This window comes from Neisseria subflava (genome assembly GCF_003044935.1).
In the GTDB taxonomy this organism is placed as follows: Bacteria; Pseudomonadota; Gammaproteobacteria; order Burkholderiales; family Neisseriaceae; genus Neisseria; species Neisseria subflava_E.
The window spans coordinates 57,668-81,856 of sequence record NZ_POXP01000001.1 but is presented as its reverse complement, the minus strand read 5'-3'; the positions used below and the strand labels follow the sequence as shown (position 1 = coordinate 81,856).

Below are 24,189 nucleotides of genomic sequence, written 5' to 3'. Positions count from 1 at the left end.
TTCCTTATTTGGCTTCAGATGCAGCTTTAGCTTCAGGCTTGGCATCGGATGCAGCTTGGCCGTCTGAAACTGCCGGTGTTGCTGCCGCAGCGCTTGCAGGCGGTGTCCATTCTTTCGGCGTTACCTTTTTAGCACCCGACATACCGGCAATGCTGATGCCTTCAACAATCACTTTGTCGCCGTCTTTCAGGCCGTCTGTAATCACCCAATTGCTACCTTGCTGTTGGGCAACGGTCACGACACGCGCTTCCATTTCGCTCTTGTCATTCACCACCATCACCGTATCTTGCGAACCGCGGGTAACTGCTTGTTGCGGCACTACAAATGCATTATCCACAGCAACTTGTTCCATCAATACGCGCACATACAAGCCCGGCATCAAGATATTTCTGTCATTAGGAATGGCAGCGCGCAAAGTAATTTGACCGGTCGTTTCGTTAACAGACGGATCGGAGAACAGCAAACGGCCTTTATGCGGATAAACTTCGCCGTTGTCGAACTTGATGCCCACTTCAATCGCGCCGTCCACGCCCGACAATTTGCCCTCGGCAACCTGTTGGCGCAGCTTCATTACTTCGGTCGCAGATTGAGTGATGTTCACATACATAGGATTGGTTTGGCGGATGGTTGCCAGAACGGTCGTATCACCCGCGTTCAACAGCGTACCTTCGGATACTTTAGACTGACCGATAAAACCTGAAATCGGCGCGGTAATACGCGCCCTGTTCAGATTGATACCGGCAGATTTAATTGCCGCCTGAGCCGCTTTGACGCTTGCTTCGGCAGAGCGTTTCGCCGTTACCGCCGCATCGTAATCCTGCTTACTGATGGCATCGGCGGCAACCAGCGGCTTGTAACGCGCCAAGTCGGCATTGGCTTTGGCAAGGGTCGCCTGCGCACTTGCCAACTGGGCGCGCGAGCTTTCCAGATTTGCTTCATAGGTGGAGCTGTCGATTTGGTAAAGCGGCTGCCCGGCGCGGACATAGCTGCCCTCTTGGAACAGGCGTTTTTGGATGATGCCGCCTACTTGGGCGCGGACATCCGCCGTACGCAGCGACTCCAAACGGCCCGGCAGCTCGGTCGTCAGCGCGACGGTTTCAGGATGGACGGTAACGACACCGACCACAGGGGGCGGAGCTTCTTTTTGTGCAGCTGCCTGCTGCCCTTTTCCATCTTTTGCACCTTGCGTCGCATCGGTGCCTTTGTTACACGCTGAAAGAGCCAACGCAGTAGCGGCAGCGATTGCCGCCATGCGCATCACCTTAGAAGCATAAGAAGCCATTACTTTTCCTATCTATATAATTGTTATGAGGTTTTACCCTATACTTTGTCATCAGAGCCGATTTTTGGTTCCGAAACAACAATAACCTGCCTCAATATCCGGAGCAGGTCGTCTGAAAATTTATTTTATACTTGAGAGCCAATCTCAATTACGAGTGCCATTATACATACATGATTGCATGGATACAAAGTATTTTTTATAATCCCCAACATTCCACTTAACTTGAAACAGGCATCATGCGGAAAACCAAAACCGAAGCCCTTAAAACCAAAGAACATCTCATGCTCGCCGCGCTGGAAACCTTCTACCAAAAAGGCATCGCGCGCACTTCGCTCAACGAAATCGCCCAGGCCGCCGGCGTGACGCGCGGCGCGTTGTACTGGCATTTCAAAAACAAAGAAGACTTGTTCGACGCCCTCTTCCAGCGCATTTGCGACGACATCGAAAACTGTATGCATCAGGACGCGGCCGATAGCGATGAACAAGAATGGTCGCTTTTCCGCCGCACCTTGATGCACTTTTTCACGCGCCTGCAAACCAACGACATCCACTATAAATTCCACAGCATTCTGTTTTTAAAATGCGAACACACCGAGCAGAACGCTGCCGTCATCGACATTGCGGATAAACATCAAGCGATTTGGCGCGAGAAAATTACCGAAGTCCTGACCAAATCCATTGCCCAACATGCCTTATCCGAAGATTTGGATACCGACATGGCGGTTATCTTCATCAAATCGATGCTGGACGGTCTGATTTGGCGTTGGCTCTCGTCCGACAAAAGTTTCGATCTTGCCCAAACCGCACCGCGCATGATTGACATCCTCTTGGACAATCTGAAAAACCACCCGCAACTGCGTAAGCAAAAATAACGGACCGTACACAAAAGGTCGTCTGAAAACAAGCACCACACGTTTTCAGACGACCCATTCCTTGTTTCAACAGGCGTTATATATTATGAATCAACCCGATAGACAAGCAACGTCCGAACAATCCCTGCTTAACAAAAACGTCGTCTGAAACCCATTTTTCAAGTTTTCAGACGACGTTTTCTTCTTATTTTCCTATCATTTTCCTATCAACGCGTTACCGGTTTATATTTAATCCGTTTCGGTTTCGCACCCTCTTCACCCAAACGGCGTTTCTTATCGGCTTCGTATTCCTGATAGTTGCCGTCGAAGAACACCCATTTCGAATCGCCTTCGCAAGCCAAGATATGCGTGGCGATGCGGTCGAGGAACCAGCGGTCGTGCGAAATCACCATCACGCTGCCGGCAAATTCCAGCAATGCGTCTTCCAGCGCGCGCAGGGTTTCTACGTCGAGGTCGTTGGACGGTTCGTCCAGCAGCAACACATTGCCGCCGCTCAACAAGGTTTTTGCCAAGTGTAAACGTCCGCGTTCGCCGCCGGAAAGCTGCCCCGCAATTTTGCTTTGGTCGCTGCCTTTGAAGTTGAAGCGACCCAAATATTGGCGGGCGGGGATTTCAAACTGTCCGACCTGCAAAATGTCGCGACCTTCGGCAATGTTGTCAAACACAGTTTTGTCGTTTTGCAAACCTTCGCGGCTTTGGTCAATCAGGCTCATTTTCACGGTTTGCCCGATTTTCACTTCGCCGGAATCGGGCTGCTCTTTGCCTGAAATCATTTTAAACAGCGTAGATTTACCCGCGCCGTTCGGACCAATGATGCCGACAATCGCGCCCGCAGGCACTTTGAAGCTCAAATCGTCAATCAGCACTTTATCGCCGAACGATTTGGAAACGTTCACAAATTCAATCACTTCATTACCCAAACGCTCGGCAACAGGGATAAAGATTTCCTGCGTTTCATTGCGTTTTTGGTATTCGTAGTTGCTCATTTCTTCAAAACGCGCCAAACGCGCTTTAGACTTGGCTTGGCGGCCTTTGGCATTTTGGCGCACCCATTCCAACTCCTGCTTCATCGCTTTCACGCGCGCAGCTTCGGATTTCGCCTCGTTTTCCAAGCGTTTTTCTTTCTGCTCCAGCCAAGACGAGTAATTGCCTTTCCACGGAATGCCGTGTCCGCGGTCAAGTTCCAAAATCCATTCGGCGGCGTTGTCCAAGAAGTAGCGGTCGTGTGTTACGGCAACGACTGTACCGGGGAAGCGGACCAAGAATTGCTCCAGCCATTCGACAGATTCCGCGTCCAAGTGGTTGGTCGGCTCGTCAAGCAAAAGCATATCGGGCTTGCTCAACAAGAGTTTGCACAAAGCCACACGGCGTTTTTCACCGCCGGACAAATTGCCGATTTTTGCATCCCAATCAGGCAGGCGCAGCGCGTCGGCAGCGATTTCCAATTCATGCTCTGCACCGCCGCCGGTAGACGAACCCGCCGCAATAATCGCTTCCAAGCGGCCCTGCTCTTCTGCCAGCGCGTCAAAATCCGCATCGGGATTGGCGTACTCGGCATACACTTCTTCCAAACGTTTTTGTGCGGCAGCCACTTCGCCCAAACCGCTTTCCACTTCCTCACGCACGGTTTTCTCAGGATCAAGCTCAGGCTCTTGCGGCAGATAGCCGATTTTGATGCCGCCCATTGGCACGGCTTCGCCCTCAAATTCCTTATCCACGCCCGCCATAATCCGCAGTACAGTAGATTTACCCGCACCGTTCAAACCGAGCAAACCGATTTTCGCGCCGGGGAAGAAGGAAAGGGAAATATCTTTAATGATGGTTTTTTGCGGCGGCACAACCTTGCTCACGCGCAGCATAGAATAGACGTATTGTTGGGACATAGTTTTCTCGTTTCCGTCAAACAAATTTCAGACGGCCCATTTTAACCTATTGCCCCAATACTTGCTTGTTCAAATGCCGTCTGAAAATAGAAATAAGCATCAAAATATACACCGAGCCGAACCAATACCCTCATTGCCCGACGGTATCAATGCCAAACCGCAAAAAATTTGATTTAAGCCAGTTTATCCTTGAACTGGCATTGCCAATATCCGGCGCGCTTCATAAAATGCACCTATATCCTTGAAAGTACGCACACAAACAATAACGACAGAGAACACCACACCAAGGAACCTTTCAGATTTCTCAATAAAAATACTTTTTAAAAAAAGGATTTACCTCATGTCGGAAAATACGCAAAAAACAGCAAAACAAGGTTTGCCGTCACTGGCAAAAAGTACGATTTGGATGCTGAGCTTCGGCTATCTCGGCGTTCAGACGGCCTTTACCCTGCAAAGCTCACAAATGAGCCGAATTTTTCAAACTTTAGGCGCCGACCCGCATAATTTGGGCTGGTTTTTCATTCTGCCGCCGCTAGCCGGTATGTTGGTTCAGCCGATTGTGGGCTACTACTCAGACCGCACTTGGATGCCGCGCCTGGGCGGTCGTCGTCTGCCCTATCTGCTTTACGGCACACTGATTGCGGTCATCGTGATGATTCTGATGCCGAACTCGGGCAGCTTCGGTTTTGGCTACGCTTCTTTGGCGGCTTTGTCGTTTGGCGCGCTGATGATTGCGCTGTTGGACGTATCCTCCAATATGGCAATGCAGCCGTTTAAAATGATGGTCGGCGACATGGTCAACGAGGAGCAGAAAAGCTACGCCTACGGGATTCAAAGTTTCTTAGCGAATACGGGCGCGGTTGTGGCGGCGATTCTGCCGTTTGTGTTTGCGTATATCGGTTTGGCGAACACGGCCGAAAAAGGCGTCGTGCCGCAGACCGTGGTCGTAGCATTCTATGTGGGCGCAGCCTTACTGATTATTACCAGTGCGTTCACCATCTTCAAAGTCAAAGAGTATGATCCGGAAACCTACGCCCGCTACCACGGCATCGATGTCGCCGCGAATCAGGAAAAAGCCAACTGGTTCGAACTCTTAAAAACTGCACCTAAAGCGTTTTGGACGGTCACTTTAGTGCAATTCTTCTGCTGGTTCGCTTTCCAATATATGTGGACTTACTCGGCAGGCGCGATTGCAGAAAACGTTTGGCAGACAACCGATGCCTCCTCCGTGGGCTACCAAGAAGCAGGCAACTGGTACGGCGTTTTGGCGGCGGTACAATCCATTGCTGCCGTTATCTGCTCGTTTATTCTGGCAAAAGTACCGAATAAATACCATAAAGCCGGTTATTTCGGTTGCTTGGCTTTGGGTGCACTTGGTTTCTTCTCCGTTTTCTTCATCAGCAATCAATACGCGCTAGTGTTGTCTTATACCTTAATCGGTATTGCGTGGGCCGGTATCATTACCTATCCTTTGACGATTGTGACCAATGCCCTCTCAGGCAAACACATGGGTACTTATTTAGGCCTGTTTAACGGCTCTATCTGTATGCCTCAAATCGTCGCTTCGCTGCTGAGCTTTATCCTCTTCCCTATGCTGGGCAGCCATCAGGCAACCATGTTCTTGGTTGCAGGCGCAGTCTTGCTGCTGGGAGCCTTCTCAGTATGTCTGATTAAAGAGACCCACGGCGAATAATCCATCCATACCATCGGCAAAGGCCGTCTGAAACCTTTGCCGAACTTACAATTTTAATAACAGGAGCTTTACGATGTACACAAGAATCATGGAAATCAGCCCTTGGACGCTGCGTTCGGCAAAACTGGAAAAAGAACACAAACGGCTGCAAGAGAGCCTGACCAGCTTGGGCAACGGCTATATGGGTATGCGCGGCAACTTTGAAGAAACCTACTCCTCCGACAGCCACTTGGGTACCTACATCGCCGGCGTGTGGTTCCCCGACAAAACCCGCGTCGGCTGGTGGAAAAACGGTTACCCAAAATATTTCGGCAAAGCCATCAACGCGCTCAATTTCAGCAAAGTCAAAATCTTTGTTGATGGACAAGAGGTGGACTTGGCGAAAAACGACGTTGCCGGCTTCTCCGTCGAACTCGATATGCAGCACGGCGTATTGCGCCGCTCGTTCACCGTATTCGGCGTGCGTTTCAATGTGTGCAAATTCCTGTCCGTCGCGCAAAAAGAGCTGGCGCTCATCCGCTGGGAAGCCGTATCCGTTGACGGCAAAACCCACCAAGTCCGCATCGATTCCATCATCGATGCCGACGTGAAAAACGAAGACTCCAACTACGAAGAAAAATTCTGGCAGGTATTAGACAAAGGCGTTTCAGACGACCACTCCTACATTGCCACCCAAACCGTTGCCAATCCCTTCGGCGTGGAACAATTCATCGTCAACGCCGAGCAAATCTTCGCCGGCAGCTTCAAAGCCCTCGGCGGCAGCCAAACCGACTGGCAGGTCTCCAATTCTTTCGAAGCCGAAGTCGGCGGTACGCCCGAAACCTTTGAAAAACGTGTGATTATTACCACCAGCCGCGATTATCAGGGCTTGGAAGCAGTGAAAGCCGCCGGCCACGCCTTGTCGGAAAAAATCGCAGGCGTTGCGTTTGAAACCTTGCTGGACGCGCACAAAGTAGGCTGGCTGCACCGTTGGGAAATCGCCGACGTGGTCATTGAAGGCAGCGACGAAGCGCAGCAAGGCATCCGTTTCAACCTGTTCCAACTGTTCTCCACCTACTACGGCGAAGACGCGCGCCTGAACATCGGTCCGAAAGGCTTTACCGGCGAAAAATACGGCGGCGCGACCTATTGGGACACCGAAGCCTACGCCGTGCCGCTCTACCTCGCACTAGCGGAACCCGAAGTTACCCGCAACCTGCTGCAATACCGCCGCAACCAACTGCCGCATGCGCAGCACAACGCGCGCGAACAGGGCTTGGCGGGCGCGCTCTATCCGATGGTAACGTTTACGGGCATCGAGTGCCACAACGAATGGGAAATCACCTTCGAGGAAATCCACCGCAACGGCGCAATTCCTTACGCCATCTACAACTACACCAACTACACCGGCGATGAAAGCTATCTTGCCAAAGAAGGCTTGGAAGTCTTGGTCGAAGTGTCCCGCTTCTGGGCGGACCGTGTCCACTTCTCCAAACGCAACGGCAAATACATGATTCACGGCGTAACCGGCCCGAACGAATACGAAAACAACATCAACAACAACTGGTACACCAATACCCTCGCCGCATGGGTATTGGATTACACCCGTGAAGCCCTGGCGAAATACCCGCGTCCGGATTTGAACGTGAGCGCCGCCGAGTTGGAAAAATGGGCGGACATCAGCGCGAATATGTACCGTCCGCATGACGGAGAACTCGGCGTATTCGTGCAGCACGACGGCTTCCTCGACAAAGACATCCGCCCCGTGTCCGCGCTTTCACCCGACGATTTGCCGCTCAACCAGAAATGGTCGTGGGACAAAATCCTGCGTTCGCCCTTCATCAAACAGGCGGACGTCTTGCAAGGCATCTACTTCTTCGGCGACCGTTTCAACATGGACGAAAAACGCCGCAACTTCGACTTCTACGAACCGATGACCGTGCATGAAAGCTCGTTGTCGCCTTGTATCCACGCTATTCTCGCCGCCGAACTGGGCAAAGAAGAAAAAGCCGTGGAAATGTACCAGCGCACCGCCCGTCTGGACTTGGACAACTACAACAACGACACCGAAGATGGCCTGCACATCACCTCCATGACCGGCTCGTGGCTCGCCATCGTCCAAGGTTTCGCCCAAATGAAAACTTGGGGCGGCAAACTCAGCTTCGCACCGTTCCTGCCGAATGCGTGGACAGGCTACGCCTTCCACATCAACTACCGCGGCCGTCTGATTAAAGTCGCCGTCGGTAAAGAAAACGTCGTCTTCACCCTACTCAAAGGCGAACCGCTCGATTTGCAGGTGTACGGCAAAGACATCACGCTCAACGGCAGCCACACCGTTGCATTGGAAAAATAAGGAGGGCGCAAAATGACTTTTACCGCAGTGCTCTTTGACCTCGACGGCGTCATCACCGACACCGCCGAATACCACTACCGCGCATGGAAAAAGCTCGCCGAAGAACTGGGCATCAGTATTGACCGCAAGTTTAACGAGCAGCTCAAAGGCGTGTCGCGCGACGATTCGCTCAAACGCATCCTCGCACACGGCGGCAAAACCGTCAGCGAAGCCGAGTTCGCCGAACTGACCCGCCGTAAAAACAACAACTACGTCGAGATGATTCAGGCAGTCAAACCCGAAGACGTGTATCCCGGCATTTTGCCCCTGCTGGAAGCATTGAAAGTAAACGGCAAAAAAATCGCCCTCGCGTCCGCCAGTAAAAACGGCCCCTTCCTGCTAGAACGCATGGGACTGACCCACTTCTTCGACGCCATTGCCGACCCTGCCGCCGTCGCGCATTCCAAACCCGCCCCCGACATCTTCCTCGCCGCAGCCGAGGGCGTGGGCACGGACATCCGCCACTGCATCGGTATCGAAGACGCCGCCGCCGGCATCGCCGCCATCAAAGCCGCCGGTGCCTTGCCCATCGGCGTGGGCAAAGCCGAAGACTTGGGCAGCGACATCGAGCTGGTCTCCGGCACCGCCGAGCTGACCTACGCCTACTTGCAAAACGTGTGGGAACAGTCGGGCAGATAAAATTCTAAGGAAGTAAAAAGGCCGTCTGAAAACCTGAATCAGGTTTTCAGACGGCCTTTAATATCACCCATCAACCCAATGTTACCATCTCAATCTGTTCCATACTTCTACCCAAAAAGCGTTCGCCTATGGTGCGGAAACGCAGTGGGATGTCGCTGACGTAGAAGCGGTAATCCGGGTTGTCGTTTTCTGTATTCAGCAAACCTGCTTGCGCTAAGGCTTTGGCGGTGGCTTCGGCGGTGGTGATGGCGGAATCGACCAAGGTGACGTTTTGCGCTTCGCGGCCGATAAGCGGTTTGAGCAGTGGGAAATGGGTACAACCCAACACCAGCGTGTCGATGTCGTCGGCCAAGAGCGGCTTCAGGTATTCACGCACGGTCAGGCGGGTGACTTCGTGATCGAGCCAGCCCTCTTCTACCAATGGCACAAGCAGGGGCGCGGCTTGTGTGCGCACCAGCGTGTCGTTGTTTTTCGAATGGATAGCGCGCGCGTAGGCATTGCTGTTGACGGTGGTATTGGTCGCGATAATGCCGATTCGGTTGTTTTTGGTGGTTTGCAAAGCGGCTTCCGCACCGGCTGAGATAACGTCCAATACGGGCATATTGCCTGCTTTTTGGCGGATTTTTTGTCCGGCAACGGCGGCGATGGTGTTGCACGCGATGACGAGTGCTTTGACATCGTTTTCCAGCAGGAAATCGACAATCTGCATGGCGAAAGTTTCGATGGTAGCGCGGGATTTGGTGCCGTAGGGAACGCGTGCGGTATCGCCGAAATAGATGATGTTTTCCATCGGCAGGCGTTCCATCAGGGCGCGGACGTTGGTCAAGCCGCCGACGCCGGAATCGAATACGCCGATGGGGCGTTGTTTGCTGGTACTCATGGTTAATTTCTTCAATATAGTGTTGAGGCCGTCTGAAACCGTTTTCAGACGGCCTGAAGGTTAAACATATTCTTTTTTATCGTTTTCCATCCAAGCCTGATGCGAGCAAATCCACAACAGCACGATACCGCACACGGTCGAGCTCAACATCATACCGGCCATCACCAAGGCGGAACCATTGTGCAGCCAAGTCGTTGCCATGCCGACCGATGCGCCGATAAGGGATTGGAACACGCCTAAAACGGCATTTGCACTGCCGCCCTCTGCACTGAAATAGCTCATAAAACAGGCCTGAGTGTTCGCTCCGACCAAACCTTGCGTACCGACTGAAAACATCACGCACAGCACCAAAGCCCACAAAGGCGGCAGAGACAGCGACAATATCAAAACCGTCATCAGCAGATTGGCGGCAAATTGGACGATAATGCCCCATTTGAGGATGTTTTGCGGATGCGTACCGGTTTTCAAACGCCATGCGGTAACGCGGTTAAACGACATCATGGTAATGATATTGAGCGCAAATATCCAAGCATATTGGTTTGGTGAAACATGATACAGGTGTTGGTACACAAACGACGATTCGGTCAAAAAGGCAAACATCGAACCAAAACTGAAAGCTTGAAAAAACAAATAGCCCATCGCGGCACGCGTTCTCAAAACGCGTTTAAACCTGCCTGCCACCACACCGAACACGTCCATGCTGATTTTGCCTTTTTGATGCGGCTTGGGCAGGAAATACCACATCAAACCCCAAAGCAGCAGCGAATAGCAGGCCAGAAAGCCGAAAATCATGCGCCAGCCGCCCAAATTCTGCAAGCCTGCACCAATCATCGGTGCCATCAGCGGCACAATCATCAGAATGATGCCGATTAAGGCAAACATCTGCGCGGCTTTGCGTCCGGAATAATAATCACGCACCATCGCGCCGGAAATCACCACGGTCATCCCCGCGCCAAACGCCTGCACGGCACGCAAGTTCAGCAGCTGCTCGACATTATTCACCATCGTCAAACCGATAACGGCGGCGAAGTAAATGCTCAAGCCCACCAAGGCGACAGGTTTGCGGCCTTTAATATCCGAAATCGAACCGCCGACCACCTGACCAAACGCCACACCAAACATAAAAAAGCTCAGGCTTTGCTCGATGCGGTGAATGTCCGAACCCAGCGACTTCGCCATTTCGGGAATCGCAGGCAGATAGGCATCGACAGAAAACGGCATCAGCGCGACCAACATCGCCATCAGCACGGCCATGGTTTTTTCGCCCAAAGGGGCTTGTTGTGCAGTCATTCCGACTTTCGCTTTCGTAAAGAATATTCAAAAAACAAAGAAAACAACCGCCTTGTCAGACGGTTGCGGATTGGATGGAATTATAGCAGATTTCAACCTTGTCCAATCACTGCAAAAAAACCTTTGCAAAACTTAAGGCCGTCTGAAACTTTGCTTGGTTGAATCCCCTCGCCGCAAACGTTAAAATGCTTGTTTTTTAAGACAACAAATTGTTTCACATCACGGATTCTAAGGAATAATCATGACTACATTTCAAATTGCGCGTGCCGACGGGAAAACGCTCGAAATCCAAGGCAAAATGGCCAACCGCCACGGCTTGATCGCCGGCGCGACCGGTACGGGTAAAACCGTTACCCTGCGCCGCATGGCGGAAGCCTTCAGCAGCGAAGGCGTCCCTGTATTCTTGGTCGATGTCAAAGGCGATTTGTCGGGCATCGCGCAGGCCGGTGCAAACAGCGGCAAAGTGGGCGAACGCATCGCCGAGTTTGGTTTGGGCGAACAATGGCTGCAAAATTTCCCCGTGCGCTTTTGGGATGTTTACGGCGAAACCGGTATTCCCGTACGCGTAACCGTTTCAGAAATGGGCCCTATGCTTTTGGCGCGCCTGATGAATCTGAACGACACGCAAGAAGGTCTGCTCAACCTCGTGTTCAAAGTTGCTGATGACAGAGGCTGGCACATTCTGGACTTGAAAGACCTGCGCAGCATGTTGAAACACGTTTCCGACCATGCTTCGGAATACCGCACGCAATACGGCAACGTTTCTGCCGCCAGTATCGGCGCGATTCAACGCCAACTGCTGACTTTGGAAAACGAAGGTGCAGAAAAATTCTTCGGCGAACCTTCCCTCAATCTGCAAGACTGGATGCAAACCGACAACGGCAAAGGCATCATCAACATCCTTAATTCCGAAAAACTGATGCGCTCGCCGCGTATGTACAGCGCGTTTTTGCTGTGGATGCTGGCAGAGTTGTTTGAAACCCTGCCCGAAGTCGGCGACTTGGACAAACCAAAATTCGTGATGTTCTTCGACGAAGCACATTTAATGTTCGACAATGCCGCCAATGCGTTGGTCGAACAAATCGAACAAGTCGTGCGCCTGATCCGTTCCAAAGGCGTGGGCGTATATTTTGTTACCCAAAACCCGCTCGACTTGCCCGATACCATTCTCGGCCAACTGGGTAACCGCGTACAACACGCCCTGCGTGCCTTTACACCGCGCGACCAAAAAGCAGTCAAAGCCGCTGCCGAAACCTTCCGTAGCAACCCCAACATCAAAGTTGCCGAAGCGATTGCCGAACTCGGCGTCGGCGAAGCCCTCGTTTCCTTCCTTGATGAAAAAGGTATGCCCGAGCCGGTAGAACGCGCCCTCATCCTGCCGCCGCAATCTTCCTTGACCCCGCTTGCCGCAGAAGAGCGCAACCGCCTGTTCCAAAAAGACGATTTGTATCCAACCTACAAAGACATGGTGGACAACTACTCCGCTTTTGAAGCACTGACAGAAGCAGACAGCCAAGCAGCCGCTGAGAAAGAAGCAGCTGCTGCGGCAAAAGAGCAGGAAAAAGCACAAAAAACCGCAGAAAAAGAAGCTGCCAATGCCGATCCCGGCATTCTCGGCGGACTGATCGGCGGCTTGAGCGGCGGACGTAAAAAATCCGGCCAAGGTTTGGGCTACAACGTTGCCGACGCCATCGGCAGCCAAATCAACCGCCAAGTTACCAACGCCATTTCTCGCAGCGTAATGGGCATTATTAAAAATATGTTTAAATAATCAGCCTGCAAACATAAAAGGCCGTCTGAAATTTCAGACGGCCTTTTGTTGTTTATATAAAGCTAAACTTTGAATTACCTTAATATATAAGCATAATAAATTGAAAGAAAAGTAAAAATGATTGATAATTCGATTTGCTTAAACTTAAGCATTTTATCAATTAAAAAAGAGAACTTTTTACCATGAAAAAACTACTCACACTAACGGCATTAGCCTTTGCTTTATCTGCTTGTTCAACAACCAGCACTGTTGATTTCGGACAAAAAGAAAAAAGCTACCATAGCTACACTATTCGTGATCTTTCTCAAGATCATATCCCATCCGAAACACGCGCACTTTTTATCCAATACTTGAACAATGAATTAACCGCTCTCGGTTATACCGTAGGTGACGACTTAGATATTAATATCAATATCGAAAACTTTAATGAAGGAAACCGTGCTCTGCGTTATTGGGTGGGCTTTGGCGCAGGCAAAGCAACGTCAAAAATCGTTACAACACTGGTTGATAAAGAAAGCGGAAAAATTGTCGGTAATATTCAAACTGACGGTATGTTGGCAATGGGAGTATTTGGAGGAAATAGCAAAGATGTTCTGAAAAGATCAGCTAAAGACATTGCCAAAAAAATTGCAGAATCCGGTATTTTGAAAAAAGGGAAATAATCAAGATATTATTTTCTAAAAACGTTTTACCAAATAGCTATAAATAAAAGGCCGTCTGAAAATCAATTTCAGACGGCCTTTTTATTCATCAATCCAATCAGTTTTTCATCGATTGAACCGGAGCCGGGATTCTGCCGCCTCGGTTGACGAACACTTCGCACGAACCTTCTTTGACCGGCATAACAGGCGCGTAGCCCAACAAGCCGCCGAACTCGACGCTGTCGCCGACGGTTTTGCCGGTTACCGGAATAATGCGCACGGCAGTGGTTTTGCTGTTGATCATGCCGATGGCGGCTTCGTCAGCAATGATGCCGGAAATGGTATGAGCAGGCGTATCGCCGGGAACGGCAATCATGTCCAAACCAACGGAGCAGACAGCGGTCATGGCTTCGAGTTTGTCCAGTGTCAGCACACCGGCTTCAGCAGCCGCAATCATGCCCTCGTCTTCCGAAACAGGGATAAACGCACCGCTCAAACCGCCGACCGCACTGGAAGCCATCATGCCGCCTTTTTTCACGGCATCATTCAGCAAGGCCAATGCCGCTGTCGTACCGTGCGTACCGCAGACGCTCAAACCCATCTCTTCAAGAATGCGTGCCACCGAGTCGCCGACGGCGGGGGTTGGTGCCAACGATAAATCGAGAATACCAAACGGGATATTCAGCATTTTTGAGGCTTCGCGGCCGATAAGTTCGCCCACGCGGGTAATTTTGAAAGCAGTTTTCTTCACTACTTCCGCAACTTCGGTCAACGTCGTTGCATCTGAATTTTCCAACGCGGCTTTTACGACACCCGGGCCGGAAACGCCGACATTGATAACGGCATCCGCTTCGCCCGAACCGTGAAACGCGCCCGCCATAAATGGGTTGTCTTCCACTGCATTGCAGAACACGACGATTTTGGCGCAGCCGAAACCTTCGGGCGTGATTTCAGCCGTGCGTTTGATGGTTTCGCCTGCCAGCTTAACTGCATCCATATTGATACCGGCACGCGTGCTGCCGATATTGATGGAGCTGCACACGATATCGGTAGTCTTCATCGCTTCGGGAATGGAACGAATCAACACCTCATCCGAAGGCGACATACCTTTTTGCACCAACGCGGAAAAGCCGCCAATAAAAGACACGCCTATCGCTTTGGCAGCCTTATCCAAAGTTTGCGCCACGCTGACGTAAGAATCAGCATGGGTGGCCGCGGCGATTTGGGCAATCGGCGTAACGGAAATGCGCTGATTCACAATCGGTACACCGTATTTGGCAGACAGATATTTTGCCGTTGCCACCAAGTCTTTGCCGACTGTGGTAATTTTGTTGTAAATGTTTTGGTTCAATACATTGATATCGCTGCTGATGCAGTCGTGCAAATCAATGCCGATGGTAATGGTGCGCACGTCAAAATTCTGGTCGGCCACCATTTTGACGGTTTCTAAAATCTCGCCGGATTGAATACTCATGGCTCTTCCTCCGACTTAAATACGGTGCATGGCTTGGAAAATTTCTTCGTTTTGCATACGGATATCAAGCGCAAGTTTTTTGCTCTCTTCCGCAAACAAATCCAAAACCTCTTGACGCGATTTGGTGCATTTTGAAGTATCCACCAAAATAATCATGGTAAAAAAATCATCCATCAGCTGTTGGCTGATGTTGAGAATATTGATTTGGTTTTCCGCTAAAATTTTGGAAACGTCGTACACAATGCCCACACGGTCTTTACCGATGACGGTGATGACTGAATTGTTCATAACGCTGTTTCTCCTCATAGGATATTTGAAAAGTGTTGACAATTATAACACTCAGGCCGTCTGAAAAACTGTTTCAGACGGCCTGAGTATTCAAATTTCAATTTTAATTATCGCCCTGCTTTTAAAGCCTGCCACAGGCGAACGCTGAGTTTGCTCGCATCGGTTGATTTGGGAGAGACAATGAAACTTTTTTCCATCAATTCTTTACTTGGGAAAATCGATTCGTCAGAGGTATATTTTTCATCCATCAAATCACGCGCCGGACGGCTGGCCGGAGCATAAGTCACATAGTTGCCGTTTTTGGCCGCTGTTTCCGGATTGAGCGTGTGATTGATGTATTTGTGTGCATTGGCCACATTTTGCGCATCACGCGGAATCATCAGCGAATCCACCCAAATACCGACGCCGCTTTTCGGCGCCAATACTTCGACTTCGACGCCGTTTCCGGCTTCTTTGGCACGGGTTTTGGCAATATTGAGGTCGCCGCCGTAGCCTACCGATACACAAAGATTACCGGCAGCCATATCGTCGATATAGCCCGACGAGGTAAAGCGTTTGATGTCGGGACGCACTTTTTTCATCATATCGACGGCGGCTTTGATGTCGTCAGGGTTTTCGCTGTTCGGATCTTTGCCCAAATAATGCAAAGCCAAAGGAATCTGCTCGATGGCGCTGTCGAAATAGCTGATGCCGCAGGATTTCAATTTTTGGGTGTATTCAGGGTTAAACACCAAATCCCATTCGTTTTCAGGCAGCTTATCCGTACCCAAAGCCTTTTGAACCTGCTGTTTGTTGATCGCCAGCGTATTGATGCCCCAGAAATAAGGGACGGCATATTCGTTGCCCGGATCGACGGTTTCCATCATTTTCAACAAATCGGGATCGATATTGGCGTAATTGGGAATTTGCGATTTGTCGATTTTTTGATACGCGCCGGCTTTAATCTGACGACCGACATTGGCAATAGAAGGCGCAACCAGGTCATAACCCGACTTGCCGGTCAGCAGCTTGGCTTCCAGCGCTTCGTTGCTATCGTAGTAATCGTAGCGGACGTTGATATTCGTATTTTTTTCAAACGCAGACAACGTGGCAGGATCGACATAATCCGACCAGTTGTAGATATTGAGTTTATCGGTTTGGGAAGAGGAAGTTTGAGATGCGGAAGATTCTGCGGCGGTTCCTTGTCCGCCGCTACACGCAGTCAAGACGAGGCTCAAGATTGCCGCCGCCATCAAAGATTTTTTCATGGTTTCAGACCTTTTGTTCGGGGGGTAAAAATATTGCAGCGGTGGCAGATGCCACTTACAAAAGGGAAACTGTGGGGGCGGCCGGCATGTGTCCTTTGCCCTTGATTCAGCAAGGTTTGCATTAAACGGCAAAAAGCTTTTGAATGCAAGACCTTAAAGCAGAAAAAATTCTCCCTTTTCAGACGGCCTGAAGCTATGGTTTTATTCATAAACAACATTTTTTCAGAAACGGTTTCATGCCGTCTGGAAAAAACTGTGGGCTTATTCAGACGGCCTCAAGATTTGTCAAAACCGCCCAATTTGTGGGAAAATTGCACGATTGAATTTAATGAAGGGCGACACCGTGTTAGACAGAGAAGGCTATCGCCCCAATGTCGGTATTATCCTGATTAACGAGCGTAACGAAGTCTTTTGGGGCAAACGCGTACGCGAACATTCATGGCAGTTTCCGCAAGGCGGCATCAAGCCGGGCGAAAGCCCTGAGACCGCCATGTACCGCGAATTGTACGAAGAAGTCGGCCTGTTGCCGCAACACATCAAAATCGTTGGCCGTACGCGCGACTGGTTGCGTTATGACGTTCCCAGCCACTGGGTGCGCCGCGAATGGCGCGGTTCGTATCGCGGACAAAAACAGATTTGGTATCTTTTGCGTTTGGTCGGCCGCGACAGCGACGTCAACCTCCGCGCCTGCCATCATCCTGAATTTGACGGCTGGCGCTGGCACCAATACTGGGCTCCGGTTGACGAAGTCATCGATTTCAAGCGCGGCGTGTATTTGGATGCATTGACCGAACTCTCCCGTTTCTTGCGCGGCATAGAAAGCTATGAAGACTTTATCCGGCGCAATCCAATAGAAAACCTATAACCCAAACGCTTTCAGGCCGTCTGAAAGCGTTGTTTTTCATCCTTTCAGACGGCCTTTACATTATTCCTATGGCTAAAAACAATCAATACAGCGAATCCAGCATTACCGTCCTCAAAGGCTTGGAGCCGGTCAAAGAACGTCCCGGCATGTACACCCGTACCGACAGCCCGACCCATATCTGTCAGGAAGTGATTGATAACGCGGCGGACGAGGCGTTGGGTGGTTTCGCTACTGAAATTGACGTACAAATTCATGAAGACGGTTCGCTTTCCGTCCGTGATAACGGCCGCGGCATTCCCGTCGGCCTGCACCCCGAAGAAGGCGTACCCGTAGTCGAACTCGTGTTTACCCGTCTGCACGCAGGCGGCAAGTTCAACAAAAAAGACGGCGGCAGCGCCTATGCCTTTTCAGGTGGTCTGCACGGTGTCGGCGTATCTGTTACTAACGCCCTTTCCACCCGCCTTGAAGTAACGGTCAAACGCGAAGGCAAAGTCCACCGCATCGTCTTTTCCGGTGGCGACGTCATTGAGCCATTGACTGAAGTGGGCAAATGCGCCGTCAAAGACAGCGGCACCGAAGTGCGCGTATGGCCGGACGGCAAATATTTTGAAAGTCCGAATTACAGCATTCCCGAACTCGAACGCCTGCTGCGCGCCAAAGCCGTCTTATTGCCAGGTGTACGCGTTTCCCTAACCCGTCCGGTTAAAGGCGAAGACGAAGCATACACCCAAACTTGGCACTACCCGGACGGCCTGAAAAGCTATCTGACCGACCTGATTGCCGATGCGCAAGAAGCTGTGCCTATCTTCTCTTGCGAAAACTACATTTCAGACGGCCACAACGGCGATTTCAGTATCGGCGAAGGTGCTGCGTTTGCCCTGACTTGGCTGGAAGAAGGCTCGTGTGCCAACGAAAGCTATGTCAACCTCATTCCCACCCCGCTAGGCGGCACGCACGAAGCAGGCTTGAAACAAGCCGTGTTCAACGCCGTCAACAATTTCATCAATCTGCACAACCTCCTACCGCGCGGCGTAAAAATACAAAGCGACGACGTGTTCGGCAAAACCGCCTTCGTCCTCTCCGCCCGTGTCCTCGACCCGCAGTTCCAAGGTCAGACCAAAGACAAACTGACCAACCGCGACGCGTTGAAACTCGTTGCCGCCGTATCGGGCGACCCTTTGGAATTGTGGCTGAACCAAAACGTGGACTTCGGCAAAAAAATCGCCGAACTCGCCATCCGTCAGGCACAGGCGCGGATGCGTTCGGTTAAGAAAATCGAAAAGAAAAAAGGCAGCGGCGTCGCCGTCCTGCCCGGCAAACTGACCGACTGCGAAAGCGAAGACATCCGCGAAAACGAACTCTTCCTCGTTGAAGGCGATTCCGCCGGCGGCTCCGCCAAACTCGCCCGCGACAAAGCCACGCAGGCCATCCTGCCCCTGCGTGGCAAAGTGCTCAACAGCTTCGAAGTCCACCCCGACCAGCTTTTCGGCAACGCCGAAATCCACGACATTTCCGTCGCCATCGGCGTCGATCCGCACGGCATCAACGACAATCCCGATTTAAGCGGCCTGCGCTACGGCAAAATCGCCATCTTGTCCGATGCCGACGTGGACGGCTCTCATATTCAAGTTTTGCTGCTGACCCTGTTCTACCGCCACTTCCCGAAACTGGTCGACGACGGACACATCTACGTCGCCCAGCCGCCGCTGTTCCGCGTCGATGTCAACGCACAAGGCAAAAGCAAACCTGCCCGCAAATTCTACGCCCTCGACCAAAACGAACTCGACAGCATTTTGGAGCGATTACAAAAAGAAGGTGTTAAAGAAACTGCTTATTCCATCAGCCGTTTCAAAGGCTTGGGCGAGATGAACCCCGACCAGCTCAAAGACACCACCATGCACCCCGACACCCGCCGCCTGTTGCAGGTACAAATCCCCGAAGGCGCGGATGACGAAACACGCGACATCTTCGTCAAACTGATGGGCAAAGGCGAAGCCGCCGCCCGCCGCGCATGGATGGAAAAAGAGGGCGATACGGCAGAATTGGATATCTAATCTATTGTTTCAATAGACTAAAGGCCGTCTGAAACTTTAAAAATTTCAAACGGCCTTTTTTAAAATCATCAGAAATTAAGATTAAACAGTATTTCAATATCCTGTTACTTACCTGTTTCTATTTTCACAACTTAATTGTGTCTTTAAGACAAATAAAAAAGCACTGATATAATCAGCGCTTTTTAAATAATGGCGCGGCGGACGGGGCTCGAACCCGCGACCCCCGGCGTGACAGGCCGGTACTCTAACCAACTGAGCTACCACCGCGCATCCACTGTCAAAGACAATGAAAAAGAAACTTGGTGGGTGATGACGGAGTCGAACCGCCGACATTCTGCTTGTAAGGCAGACGCTCTACCAACTGAGCTAATCACCCGATAAGCCGTCATTAAATCAAAAAATTAGGCCATGCGCAAGGTTTTTATTTAAATAAAAATATATCCCATTGAAAGAATATAGAATATTTTATTTAACCGCAAAAATTACCGTTATGCCTATCCATCAATCGAAAATCAAATGTCCCAATTTATCCGCTTTAGTATGCAGATAACGCTCATTTTCCACATTTTCGCCGACATGCAATGCAATCCGTTCGACCACATTAATACCGGAATCTTTCAACGTTTGGATTTTTTCAGGATTATTGGTCAACAATCTGACCTCACGAATATGCAGATAATCATAAATCTGCTTGGCTAAAGTGAAGTCGCGCGCATCAACAGGAAGGCCGAGCGCTACATTGGCTTCAACCGTATCCAAGCCCTGATCTTGCAGACGATAAGCACGGATTTTGTTTATCAAACCAATGCCCCTGCCTTCTTGGCGCAAATATACGATAACGCCACGCCCTTCTTTCTGAATGGCTTGCATCGCTGCTTGAAGCTGAGGACCGCAATCACATTTTACCGAAAATAAAGCATCGCCGGTTAAGCACTCGGAATGAATACGCGACAACACAGGCAGGCCGTCTGAAACATTGCCCATCGTCAATGCGACATGCTCCTGACCACTCTCTTCTTCAAAACCGTGCATGGTAAATTCGCCCCATTCCGTAGGCAAACGGCATGACGCGACAAACTTCAACGCGTTACTCATTTTCCGCTTCCTCGTTTTCAGCCACGCCCAAGAGGTTTTTCAAAGGTTCCGCCAAGGCTAATGCAAGGGCAATCCAAGACACCAATACTTCATCAGGCGCACCGTCTTTGACATCAAACTCGGCATGCACTACACCCAAAACCGCACCGCTGGGCATACAGACAGGAACTGAAATCTGGCTCAAGCCGGGATGATTGCGTTCGGCCGACAATTCACCAATTTCCTGCCAATACTCCACATTCTGACAAACATTCATCCAACCGCTTTGCGCCGTACGCACAGCCAAAAAAGCCTGTCCGGCCTGCTCGTCGATTGGAATCACATTTTCCAACGGTACGCCCCAACGGCTCAGTCGAACCAGCGACAACGCGCCATCTTTCGGAAACGCTGTATAAACCGCTGCACTTTTCAAATGCTCGGTGCGCTCGGCAACCGAATCCAAAGCCATAAAAATCTGTTTCAGCAACAATTCATGTTCGGCATCAACATAATCTGCCAACTGCCAACCGTCTTCAGACGGCCACAAAATCGAACGCTCAACAGAAGCATTGCCCATTTTAATCACAGCCTGGGCAGTCAAATAAGCAACATGTATCTCATCCGCAGGCAACTTCAAACCTTGCGTCTGCAAAAAATCTTTAATCAATAAAGCAGGCATCTGCCCTTCCTCACCAATAGTAAAGTTGAGGCCGTCTGAAAACAAACCCTGCTTTCAGACGGCCGGAATAAATCATTATATAAGGGATAAACCGAAAAATTCAAGCAAACAAGACTTTGCGCCCCCATTAATCTTGTGTATAATCCACGGTTCAAATTAGTGCGGACGTGGCGAAATTGGTAGACGCACCAGATTTAGGTTCTGGCGCCGCGAGGTGTGAGAGTTCGAGTCTCTCCGTCCGCACCACCCAACCCCTTTTAGGGGCTTTTTTTTCGTCTAATCAAATCTAACATAGTAATCAAGATTCAATACTGGCAAGGCTTTCAGGCCAATATACCCCTTGCCAAGTGTCTAAATACCCCCAATACCATTTAATTGAGTAAAGCACAAAATGTGGGTATGATTCAGGGGACAGCCAAAACCACTGTAAAGCATACCCACAAATGCCACTAAACGACCGCCAAATCAAAGCCGCCAAACCGGCTGACACTGGAAAGAAAATCAAGTTATTTGACGGAAATAGCCTGTATCTTGAAGTTACACCAGCGGGCGGAAAAATATTCCGCATGAGATACCGTATAGATGGCAAAGAGAAAGATTTAACTATCGGGAAATATCCTACCGTTTCACTGGTAGAAGCCCGCCAAGCCGCCGAAAACGCCCGCCGCATGATTGCACAAGGGCAAGACCCCAACAAAGCCAAGCAAGAAGCCAAAGCAGCCCGACAAGCCGCCTTGCTAAATACTTTTGAGCATTTAGCCAAGCAATGGTACGAGGACAATTTGCCCCGCTGGAAAGAACATCACGCCGAGCGGATCATGCGTTATTTGAAAAATGACGTTTTCCCAGTCATTGGAGAAATCCCCGTTAATGAAATCAAGGTAACCCATATCAAAAACTTGCTTGATGACATTATGGCAAGGGGCGTTACTGATACCGCCGACAAAATCAGGGGCTGGATAGGAGCAGTTTTTGACTATTCCGCCATGCTGGAAATATCAGAAAACAACCCCGCCCGCCTGTTGAAAAATCACATTCCCAACTTACCCACCAAACACAAACCCGCCCTGCCCCGTGAAGAATTGCCGGAGTTTTACCGCCGCCTGATACTGGCAAACAATATAGAGCGGCAAAACAAAATTGCCATCATGCTGATCATGCTGGTGTTTGTGAGAAATAACGAATTACGCGGCGGCCAGTGGGAAGAAGTGGACTTTAAAAACAAGCGTTGGATTATTCCCGCCGAAAGAATGAAGCACGAAAAGATGAAGCCAAAGCCCGCTTTATGTGTGCCTCTTTCTGATTGGGCAATAGAGCTACTTCAAGAGTTACACACGCTGACAGGGCATAGCCGGTTTATGTTTCCAAGTAGAACCAACGTAAACCGCCATATCAGTGAGAACACACTAGGAAAAATCATTAACGAGAAACTAGGCTATAAAGGCAAGGCCACGCCACACGGCTTCAGAGCAGTAGCAAGTAGTTTGCTTTATGAAAACAACTTCAACGGCGGCGCGATTGAAACACAGCTTGCCCACGTTGAAGAAAACAAGATAAAGGATTCATACGCCTACCAAGCCGATTATATGCCCCAGCGTATCGAGTTTATGCAATGGTATAGCGACTATTTACGGGAGCGATACAACCAGGCATTACAGATGATTCAAAAAGACAAGACGGGTTAAAAATTCCCTATGCGCGTGAGTAAATATACTGGTTACTCTGGTTACCACAAAACTTTACAAATATAACTATATGAATATAAATATAAATACAAAGAAAAAGCGGTAACCAGTTAACGTAAATTTACTGGTTACCAACTGGTTACCACTGGTTACCAATATTTGTATTTATGCAGGAGACCGTAAAAATGGCATGGCGAGCATATTACACCTTAAAAGATGCAGCTAATGAATTAAGTAAACAGCTTAATGATAGCTTTGAAGTTAATGATATTATCCATTATGGGGCTATCGGATTAACTGAATTTTGCATACAAGCATCTACAATGAGATTTTTTAAAAGGAGCTTGGCAGAACGTTATTTCCCAAATATTGATAATCCCTTAATTATTGAATGTTATTTATTTAAAGGTTATTTCGCACCAATTCACAGCACCACAATGCAAGAAATTGAAATTAAAAAATCAGCTAAAGTTAGCGTATGCCCATATCTATTAGACATTAATGGGGAGCATATTGAGGCAGCCCCAGAGGGTTTACAGCATCTTGGCATTAATCCGGCTTTTGAAAACTATACTGTAAGAATCCCCAAACTAGCTTCTGGAACAAAACTGATAGAATGTAAAACACCACAGGAAGTAATTGATGTAGAAAATGAAAATTACGGACAAATAGCAGGGTTACCATACATTACAGACTTGAAAACTGAGGGCTGGTTTTTTCAATACATTCCAAATGAGGCATTAGCCGATTTTACTAGAGTAGAAGACTATCGGTTTCGACCTAGATACCCAGATAGAGATTTTTTAGAGAGTAATAAATGGAGTATAACGGTTACTACTGATACCTTACGCCTTACAAGTAAGAGTTTTAATGAGCTAAAAGAAGTATTGAGCGAAAAAATGAAGATACAAAAATCTATCAGCAAACGCACTGAAAATAAACAAGCTGAAATTATTGTGGCACTTTCCGCTATCTATACAAAAACCGATTGCAGTAAACCATACGAGGCAGCAGAAACTATTATCCAAGAGTGGGAAAGACAAGCCGATAAACTAGGCAAGCCCCCCACTGGAGACACATTAGCAAAATATATTAAGCAAGGTATCGACCGTCTTTCACAATAACCTAATTAGGTTTTATGCAATCCTATATAGGACAAGCCGCCCACAGAGGCGGCTATTCTTTTGCTTGTCATCTAACCCGTTATAAGAAAGGCAACCAATGAATAACACTGTATTACGAGTAAACGATACCGCCCGCGTTATGGGCGTTTCACGAGCGACTGTTTGGAATTGGGTAAACCCTAAGAGCCGCCATCACCGCCCTGATTTTCCTAAGCCTATCAAACTTTCAGACAATATTACCGGCTGGCTTTCCAGTGAGATTGAAGAGTATCTCAACAAACTGGCCGCCAAACGCGAAGAGTAGGAGTTTTCTGAACAATACGCGCGCGCGCGAAGAATCAACGGGAATCTATCCCTTTAGACAAAATCAGCAGGGT

General features: G+C 49.7%; 20 protein-coding genes and 3 tRNA genes. 12 read left to right on the top strand and 11 right to left on the bottom strand.

Annotation, left to right across the window (positions count from 1 at the left end):
* Positions 1-4 precede the first annotated feature (4 nt).
* Positions 5-1,282 (bottom strand): efflux RND transporter periplasmic adaptor subunit, encoded by a 1,278-nt coding sequence (locus DBY95_RS00380; RefSeq protein WP_107722989.1) that lies wholly within the window; start codon positions 1,280-1,282, stop codon positions 5-7.
* A 236-nt stretch (positions 1,283-1,518) separates the two neighbouring features.
* Between DBY95_RS00380 and DBY95_RS00375 the strand changes: the two genes are divergently transcribed.
* Positions 1,519-2,154, top strand: coding sequence for a TetR family transcriptional regulator (locus DBY95_RS00375; protein ID WP_003776435.1), 636 nt, complete (start codon positions 1,519-1,521; stop codon positions 2,152-2,154).
* Between the two features lie 206 nt (positions 2,155-2,360).
* Here DBY95_RS00375 and ettA read toward each other — a convergent pair whose 3' ends face one another.
* Positions 2,361-4,037 (bottom strand): energy-dependent translational throttle protein EttA, encoded by a 1,677-nt coding sequence (ettA, locus tag DBY95_RS00370; protein ID WP_025458263.1) that lies wholly within the window; start codon positions 4,035-4,037, stop codon positions 2,361-2,363.
* 340 nt (positions 4,038-4,377) lie between these two features.
* On the opposite strand from ettA, the gene DBY95_RS00365 reads away from it, so the two are divergent.
* The 3 genes from DBY95_RS00365 (at position 4,378) to pgmB (ending at position 8,740) form a co-directional block, all read left to right on the top strand.
* Positions 4,378-5,730, top strand: coding sequence for an SLC45 family MFS transporter (locus DBY95_RS00365; protein ID WP_070588154.1), 1,353 nt, complete (start codon positions 4,378-4,380; stop codon positions 5,728-5,730).
* Positions 5,731-5,803: 73 nt separating this feature from the next.
* Positions 5,804-8,062, top strand: coding sequence for a glycoside hydrolase family 65 protein (locus tag DBY95_RS00360; RefSeq protein ID WP_107722988.1), 2,259 nt, complete (start codon positions 5,804-5,806; stop codon positions 8,060-8,062).
* A gap of 12 nt (positions 8,063-8,074) precedes the next feature.
* Positions 8,075-8,740 (top strand): beta-phosphoglucomutase, encoded by a 666-nt coding sequence (pgmB, locus tag DBY95_RS00355; protein WP_070461995.1) that lies wholly within the window; start codon positions 8,075-8,077, stop codon positions 8,738-8,740.
* A gap of 70 nt (positions 8,741-8,810) precedes the next feature.
* Here the strand turns inward: pgmB and murI are convergent, their stop codons facing one another.
* A complete protein-coding gene (gene murI / locus DBY95_RS00350; protein WP_049331752.1) occupies positions 8,811-9,620 on the bottom strand; it encodes a glutamate racemase in 810 nt (269 codons plus the stop codon).
* Between the two features lie 60 nt (positions 9,621-9,680).
* Positions 9,681-10,910 (bottom strand): multidrug effflux MFS transporter, encoded by a 1,230-nt coding sequence (locus DBY95_RS00345; protein ID WP_107722987.1) that lies wholly within the window; start codon positions 10,908-10,910, stop codon positions 9,681-9,683.
* 241 nt (positions 10,911-11,151) lie between these two features.
* Here DBY95_RS00345 and DBY95_RS00340 point away from each other — a divergent pair, with 241 nt between their 5' ends.
* Positions 11,152-12,681 (top strand): helicase HerA-like domain-containing protein, encoded by a 1,530-nt coding sequence (locus tag DBY95_RS00340; RefSeq protein ID WP_107722986.1) that lies wholly within the window; start codon positions 11,152-11,154, stop codon positions 12,679-12,681.
* Between the two features lie 182 nt (positions 12,682-12,863).
* Positions 12,864-13,343 carry a DUF4410 domain-containing protein gene (locus tag DBY95_RS00335; RefSeq protein ID WP_107722985.1) on the top strand — a complete coding sequence of 160 codons (480 nt, stop codon included), beginning with the start codon at positions 12,864-12,866 and terminating at the stop codon, positions 13,341-13,343.
* Positions 13,344-13,440: 97 nt separating this feature from the next.
* Here DBY95_RS00335 and DBY95_RS00330 read toward each other — a convergent pair whose 3' ends face one another.
* The 3 genes from DBY95_RS00330 to DBY95_RS00320 all read right to left on the bottom strand — a co-directional run bounded on the left by DBY95_RS00330 (position 13,441) and on the right by DBY95_RS00320 (position 16,331).
* Positions 13,441-14,796, bottom strand: a complete 1,356-nt coding sequence (locus DBY95_RS00330; RefSeq protein WP_036493871.1) for a PFL family protein — start codon at positions 14,794-14,796, stop codon at positions 13,441-13,443.
* 15 nt (positions 14,797-14,811) lie between these two features.
* On the bottom strand, positions 14,812-15,084 hold the full coding sequence (locus tag DBY95_RS00325) for an ACT domain-containing protein (protein ID WP_003680574.1): 273 nt from the start codon (positions 15,082-15,084) through the stop codon (positions 14,812-14,814).
* 107 nt (positions 15,085-15,191) lie between these two features.
* Positions 15,192-16,331 (bottom strand): polyamine ABC transporter substrate-binding protein, encoded by a 1,140-nt coding sequence (locus tag DBY95_RS00320; protein WP_107722984.1) that lies wholly within the window; start codon positions 16,329-16,331, stop codon positions 15,192-15,194.
* 328 nt (positions 16,332-16,659) lie between these two features.
* Between DBY95_RS00320 and DBY95_RS00310 the strand changes: the two genes are divergently transcribed.
* Positions 16,660-17,196 carry an RNA pyrophosphohydrolase gene (locus DBY95_RS00310; RefSeq protein ID WP_004520487.1) on the top strand — a complete coding sequence of 179 codons (537 nt, stop codon included), beginning with the start codon at positions 16,660-16,662 and terminating at the stop codon, positions 17,194-17,196.
* Between the two features lie 68 nt (positions 17,197-17,264).
* Positions 17,265-19,250, top strand: a complete 1,986-nt coding sequence (gene parE / locus DBY95_RS00305) for a DNA topoisomerase IV subunit B (RefSeq protein WP_070583358.1) — start codon at positions 17,265-17,267, stop codon at positions 19,248-19,250.
* 190 nt (positions 19,251-19,440) lie between these two features.
* Here parE and DBY95_RS00300 read toward each other — a convergent pair.
* The 4 genes from DBY95_RS00300 to DBY95_RS00285 all read right to left on the bottom strand — a co-directional run bounded on the left by DBY95_RS00300 (position 19,441) and on the right by DBY95_RS00285 (position 21,003).
* Positions 19,441-19,517 (bottom strand) — tRNA-Asp (locus DBY95_RS00300).
* A 33-nt stretch (positions 19,518-19,550) separates the two neighbouring features.
* A tRNA-Val gene (locus tag DBY95_RS00295) sits at positions 19,551-19,626 on the bottom strand.
* A 125-nt stretch (positions 19,627-19,751) separates the two neighbouring features.
* Entirely contained in the window at positions 19,752-20,345 is a 594-nt protein-coding gene (ribA, locus tag DBY95_RS00290) for a GTP cyclohydrolase II (protein WP_107722983.1), read from the bottom strand.
* Complete coding sequence (locus tag DBY95_RS00285; RefSeq protein ID WP_199903841.1) at positions 20,338-21,003, bottom strand: hypothetical protein; 666 nt, start codon at positions 21,001-21,003, stop codon at positions 20,338-20,340. Before DBY95_RS00285 ends, ribA begins: the two co-directional genes overlap by 8 nt.
* 161 nt (positions 21,004-21,164) lie before the next feature.
* On the opposite strand from DBY95_RS00285, the gene DBY95_RS00280 reads away from it, so the two are divergent.
* The 4 genes from DBY95_RS00280 to DBY95_RS00265 all read left to right on the top strand — a co-directional run bounded on the left by DBY95_RS00280 (position 21,165) and on the right by DBY95_RS00265 (position 24,116).
* Positions 21,165-21,249, top strand: a tRNA-Leu gene (locus tag DBY95_RS00280).
* 197 nt (positions 21,250-21,446) lie between these two features.
* A complete protein-coding gene (locus DBY95_RS00275; protein WP_107722981.1) occupies positions 21,447-22,688 on the top strand; it encodes a tyrosine-type recombinase/integrase in 1,242 nt (413 codons plus the stop codon).
* A gap of 185 nt (positions 22,689-22,873) precedes the next feature.
* The gene (locus DBY95_RS00270; protein WP_107722980.1) at positions 22,874-23,812 is read left to right on the top strand and encodes a hypothetical protein; all 939 of its coding nucleotides are present in this window, start codon (positions 22,874-22,876) and stop codon (positions 23,810-23,812) included.
* A 97-nt stretch (positions 23,813-23,909) separates the two neighbouring features.
* On the top strand, positions 23,910-24,116 hold the full coding sequence (locus tag DBY95_RS00265) for a helix-turn-helix transcriptional regulator (protein ID WP_107722979.1): 207 nt from the start codon (positions 23,910-23,912) through the stop codon (positions 24,114-24,116).
* Positions 24,117-24,189 lie beyond the last annotated feature (73 nt).

What these genes read in the sequence shown, in the direction of transcription:
- DBY95_RS00380 (WP_107722989.1), bottom strand. Translation starts at nt 1,282, where the DNA reads ATGGCTTCTTATGCTTCTAAGGTGATGCGCATGGCGGCAATCGCTGCC.
- DBY95_RS00375 (WP_003776435.1), top strand. Translation starts at nt 1,519, where the DNA reads ATGCGGAAAACCAAAACCGAAGCCCTTAAAACCAAAGAACATCTCATG.
- ettA (WP_025458263.1), bottom strand. Translation starts at nt 4,037, where the DNA reads ATGTCCCAACAATACGTCTATTCTATGCTGCGCGTGAGCAAGGTTGTG.
- DBY95_RS00365 (WP_070588154.1), top strand. Translation starts at nt 4,378, where the DNA reads ATGTCGGAAAATACGCAAAAAACAGCAAAACAAGGTTTGCCGTCACTG.
- DBY95_RS00360 (WP_107722988.1), top strand. Translation starts at nt 5,804, where the DNA reads ATGTACACAAGAATCATGGAAATCAGCCCTTGGACGCTGCGTTCGGCA.
- pgmB (WP_070461995.1), top strand. Translation starts at nt 8,075, where the DNA reads ATGACTTTTACCGCAGTGCTCTTTGACCTCGACGGCGTCATCACCGAC.
- murI (WP_049331752.1), bottom strand. Translation starts at nt 9,620, where the DNA reads ATGAGTACCAGCAAACAACGCCCCATCGGCGTATTCGATTCCGGCGTC.
- DBY95_RS00345 (WP_107722987.1), bottom strand. Translation starts at nt 10,910, where the DNA reads ATGACTGCACAACAAGCCCCTTTGGGCGAAAAAACCATGGCCGTGCTG.
- DBY95_RS00340 (WP_107722986.1), top strand. Translation starts at nt 11,152, where the DNA reads ATGACTACATTTCAAATTGCGCGTGCCGACGGGAAAACGCTCGAAATC.
- DBY95_RS00335 (WP_107722985.1), top strand. Translation starts at nt 12,864, where the DNA reads ATGAAAAAACTACTCACACTAACGGCATTAGCCTTTGCTTTATCTGCT.
- DBY95_RS00330 (WP_036493871.1), bottom strand. Translation starts at nt 14,796, where the DNA reads ATGAGTATTCAATCCGGCGAGATTTTAGAAACCGTCAAAATGGTGGCC.
- DBY95_RS00325 (WP_003680574.1), bottom strand. Translation starts at nt 15,084, where the DNA reads ATGAACAATTCAGTCATCACCGTCATCGGTAAAGACCGTGTGGGCATT.
- DBY95_RS00320 (WP_107722984.1), bottom strand. Translation starts at nt 16,331, where the DNA reads ATGAAAAAATCTTTGATGGCGGCGGCAATCTTGAGCCTCGTCTTGACT.
- DBY95_RS00310 (WP_004520487.1), top strand. Translation starts at nt 16,660, where the DNA reads ATGAAGGGCGACACCGTGTTAGACAGAGAAGGCTATCGCCCCAATGTC.
- parE (WP_070583358.1), top strand. Translation starts at nt 17,265, where the DNA reads ATGGCTAAAAACAATCAATACAGCGAATCCAGCATTACCGTCCTCAAA.
- ribA (WP_107722983.1), bottom strand. Translation starts at nt 20,345, where the DNA reads ATGAGTAACGCGTTGAAGTTTGTCGCGTCATGCCGTTTGCCTACGGAA.
- DBY95_RS00285 (WP_199903841.1), bottom strand. Translation starts at nt 21,003, where the DNA reads ATGCCTGCTTTATTGATTAAAGATTTTTTGCAGACGCAAGGTTTGAAG.
- DBY95_RS00275 (WP_107722981.1), top strand. Translation starts at nt 21,447, where the DNA reads ATGCCACTAAACGACCGCCAAATCAAAGCCGCCAAACCGGCTGACACT.
- DBY95_RS00270 (WP_107722980.1), top strand. Translation starts at nt 22,874, where the DNA reads ATGGCATGGCGAGCATATTACACCTTAAAAGATGCAGCTAATGAATTA.
- DBY95_RS00265 (WP_107722979.1), top strand. Translation starts at nt 23,910, where the DNA reads ATGAATAACACTGTATTACGAGTAAACGATACCGCCCGCGTTATGGGC.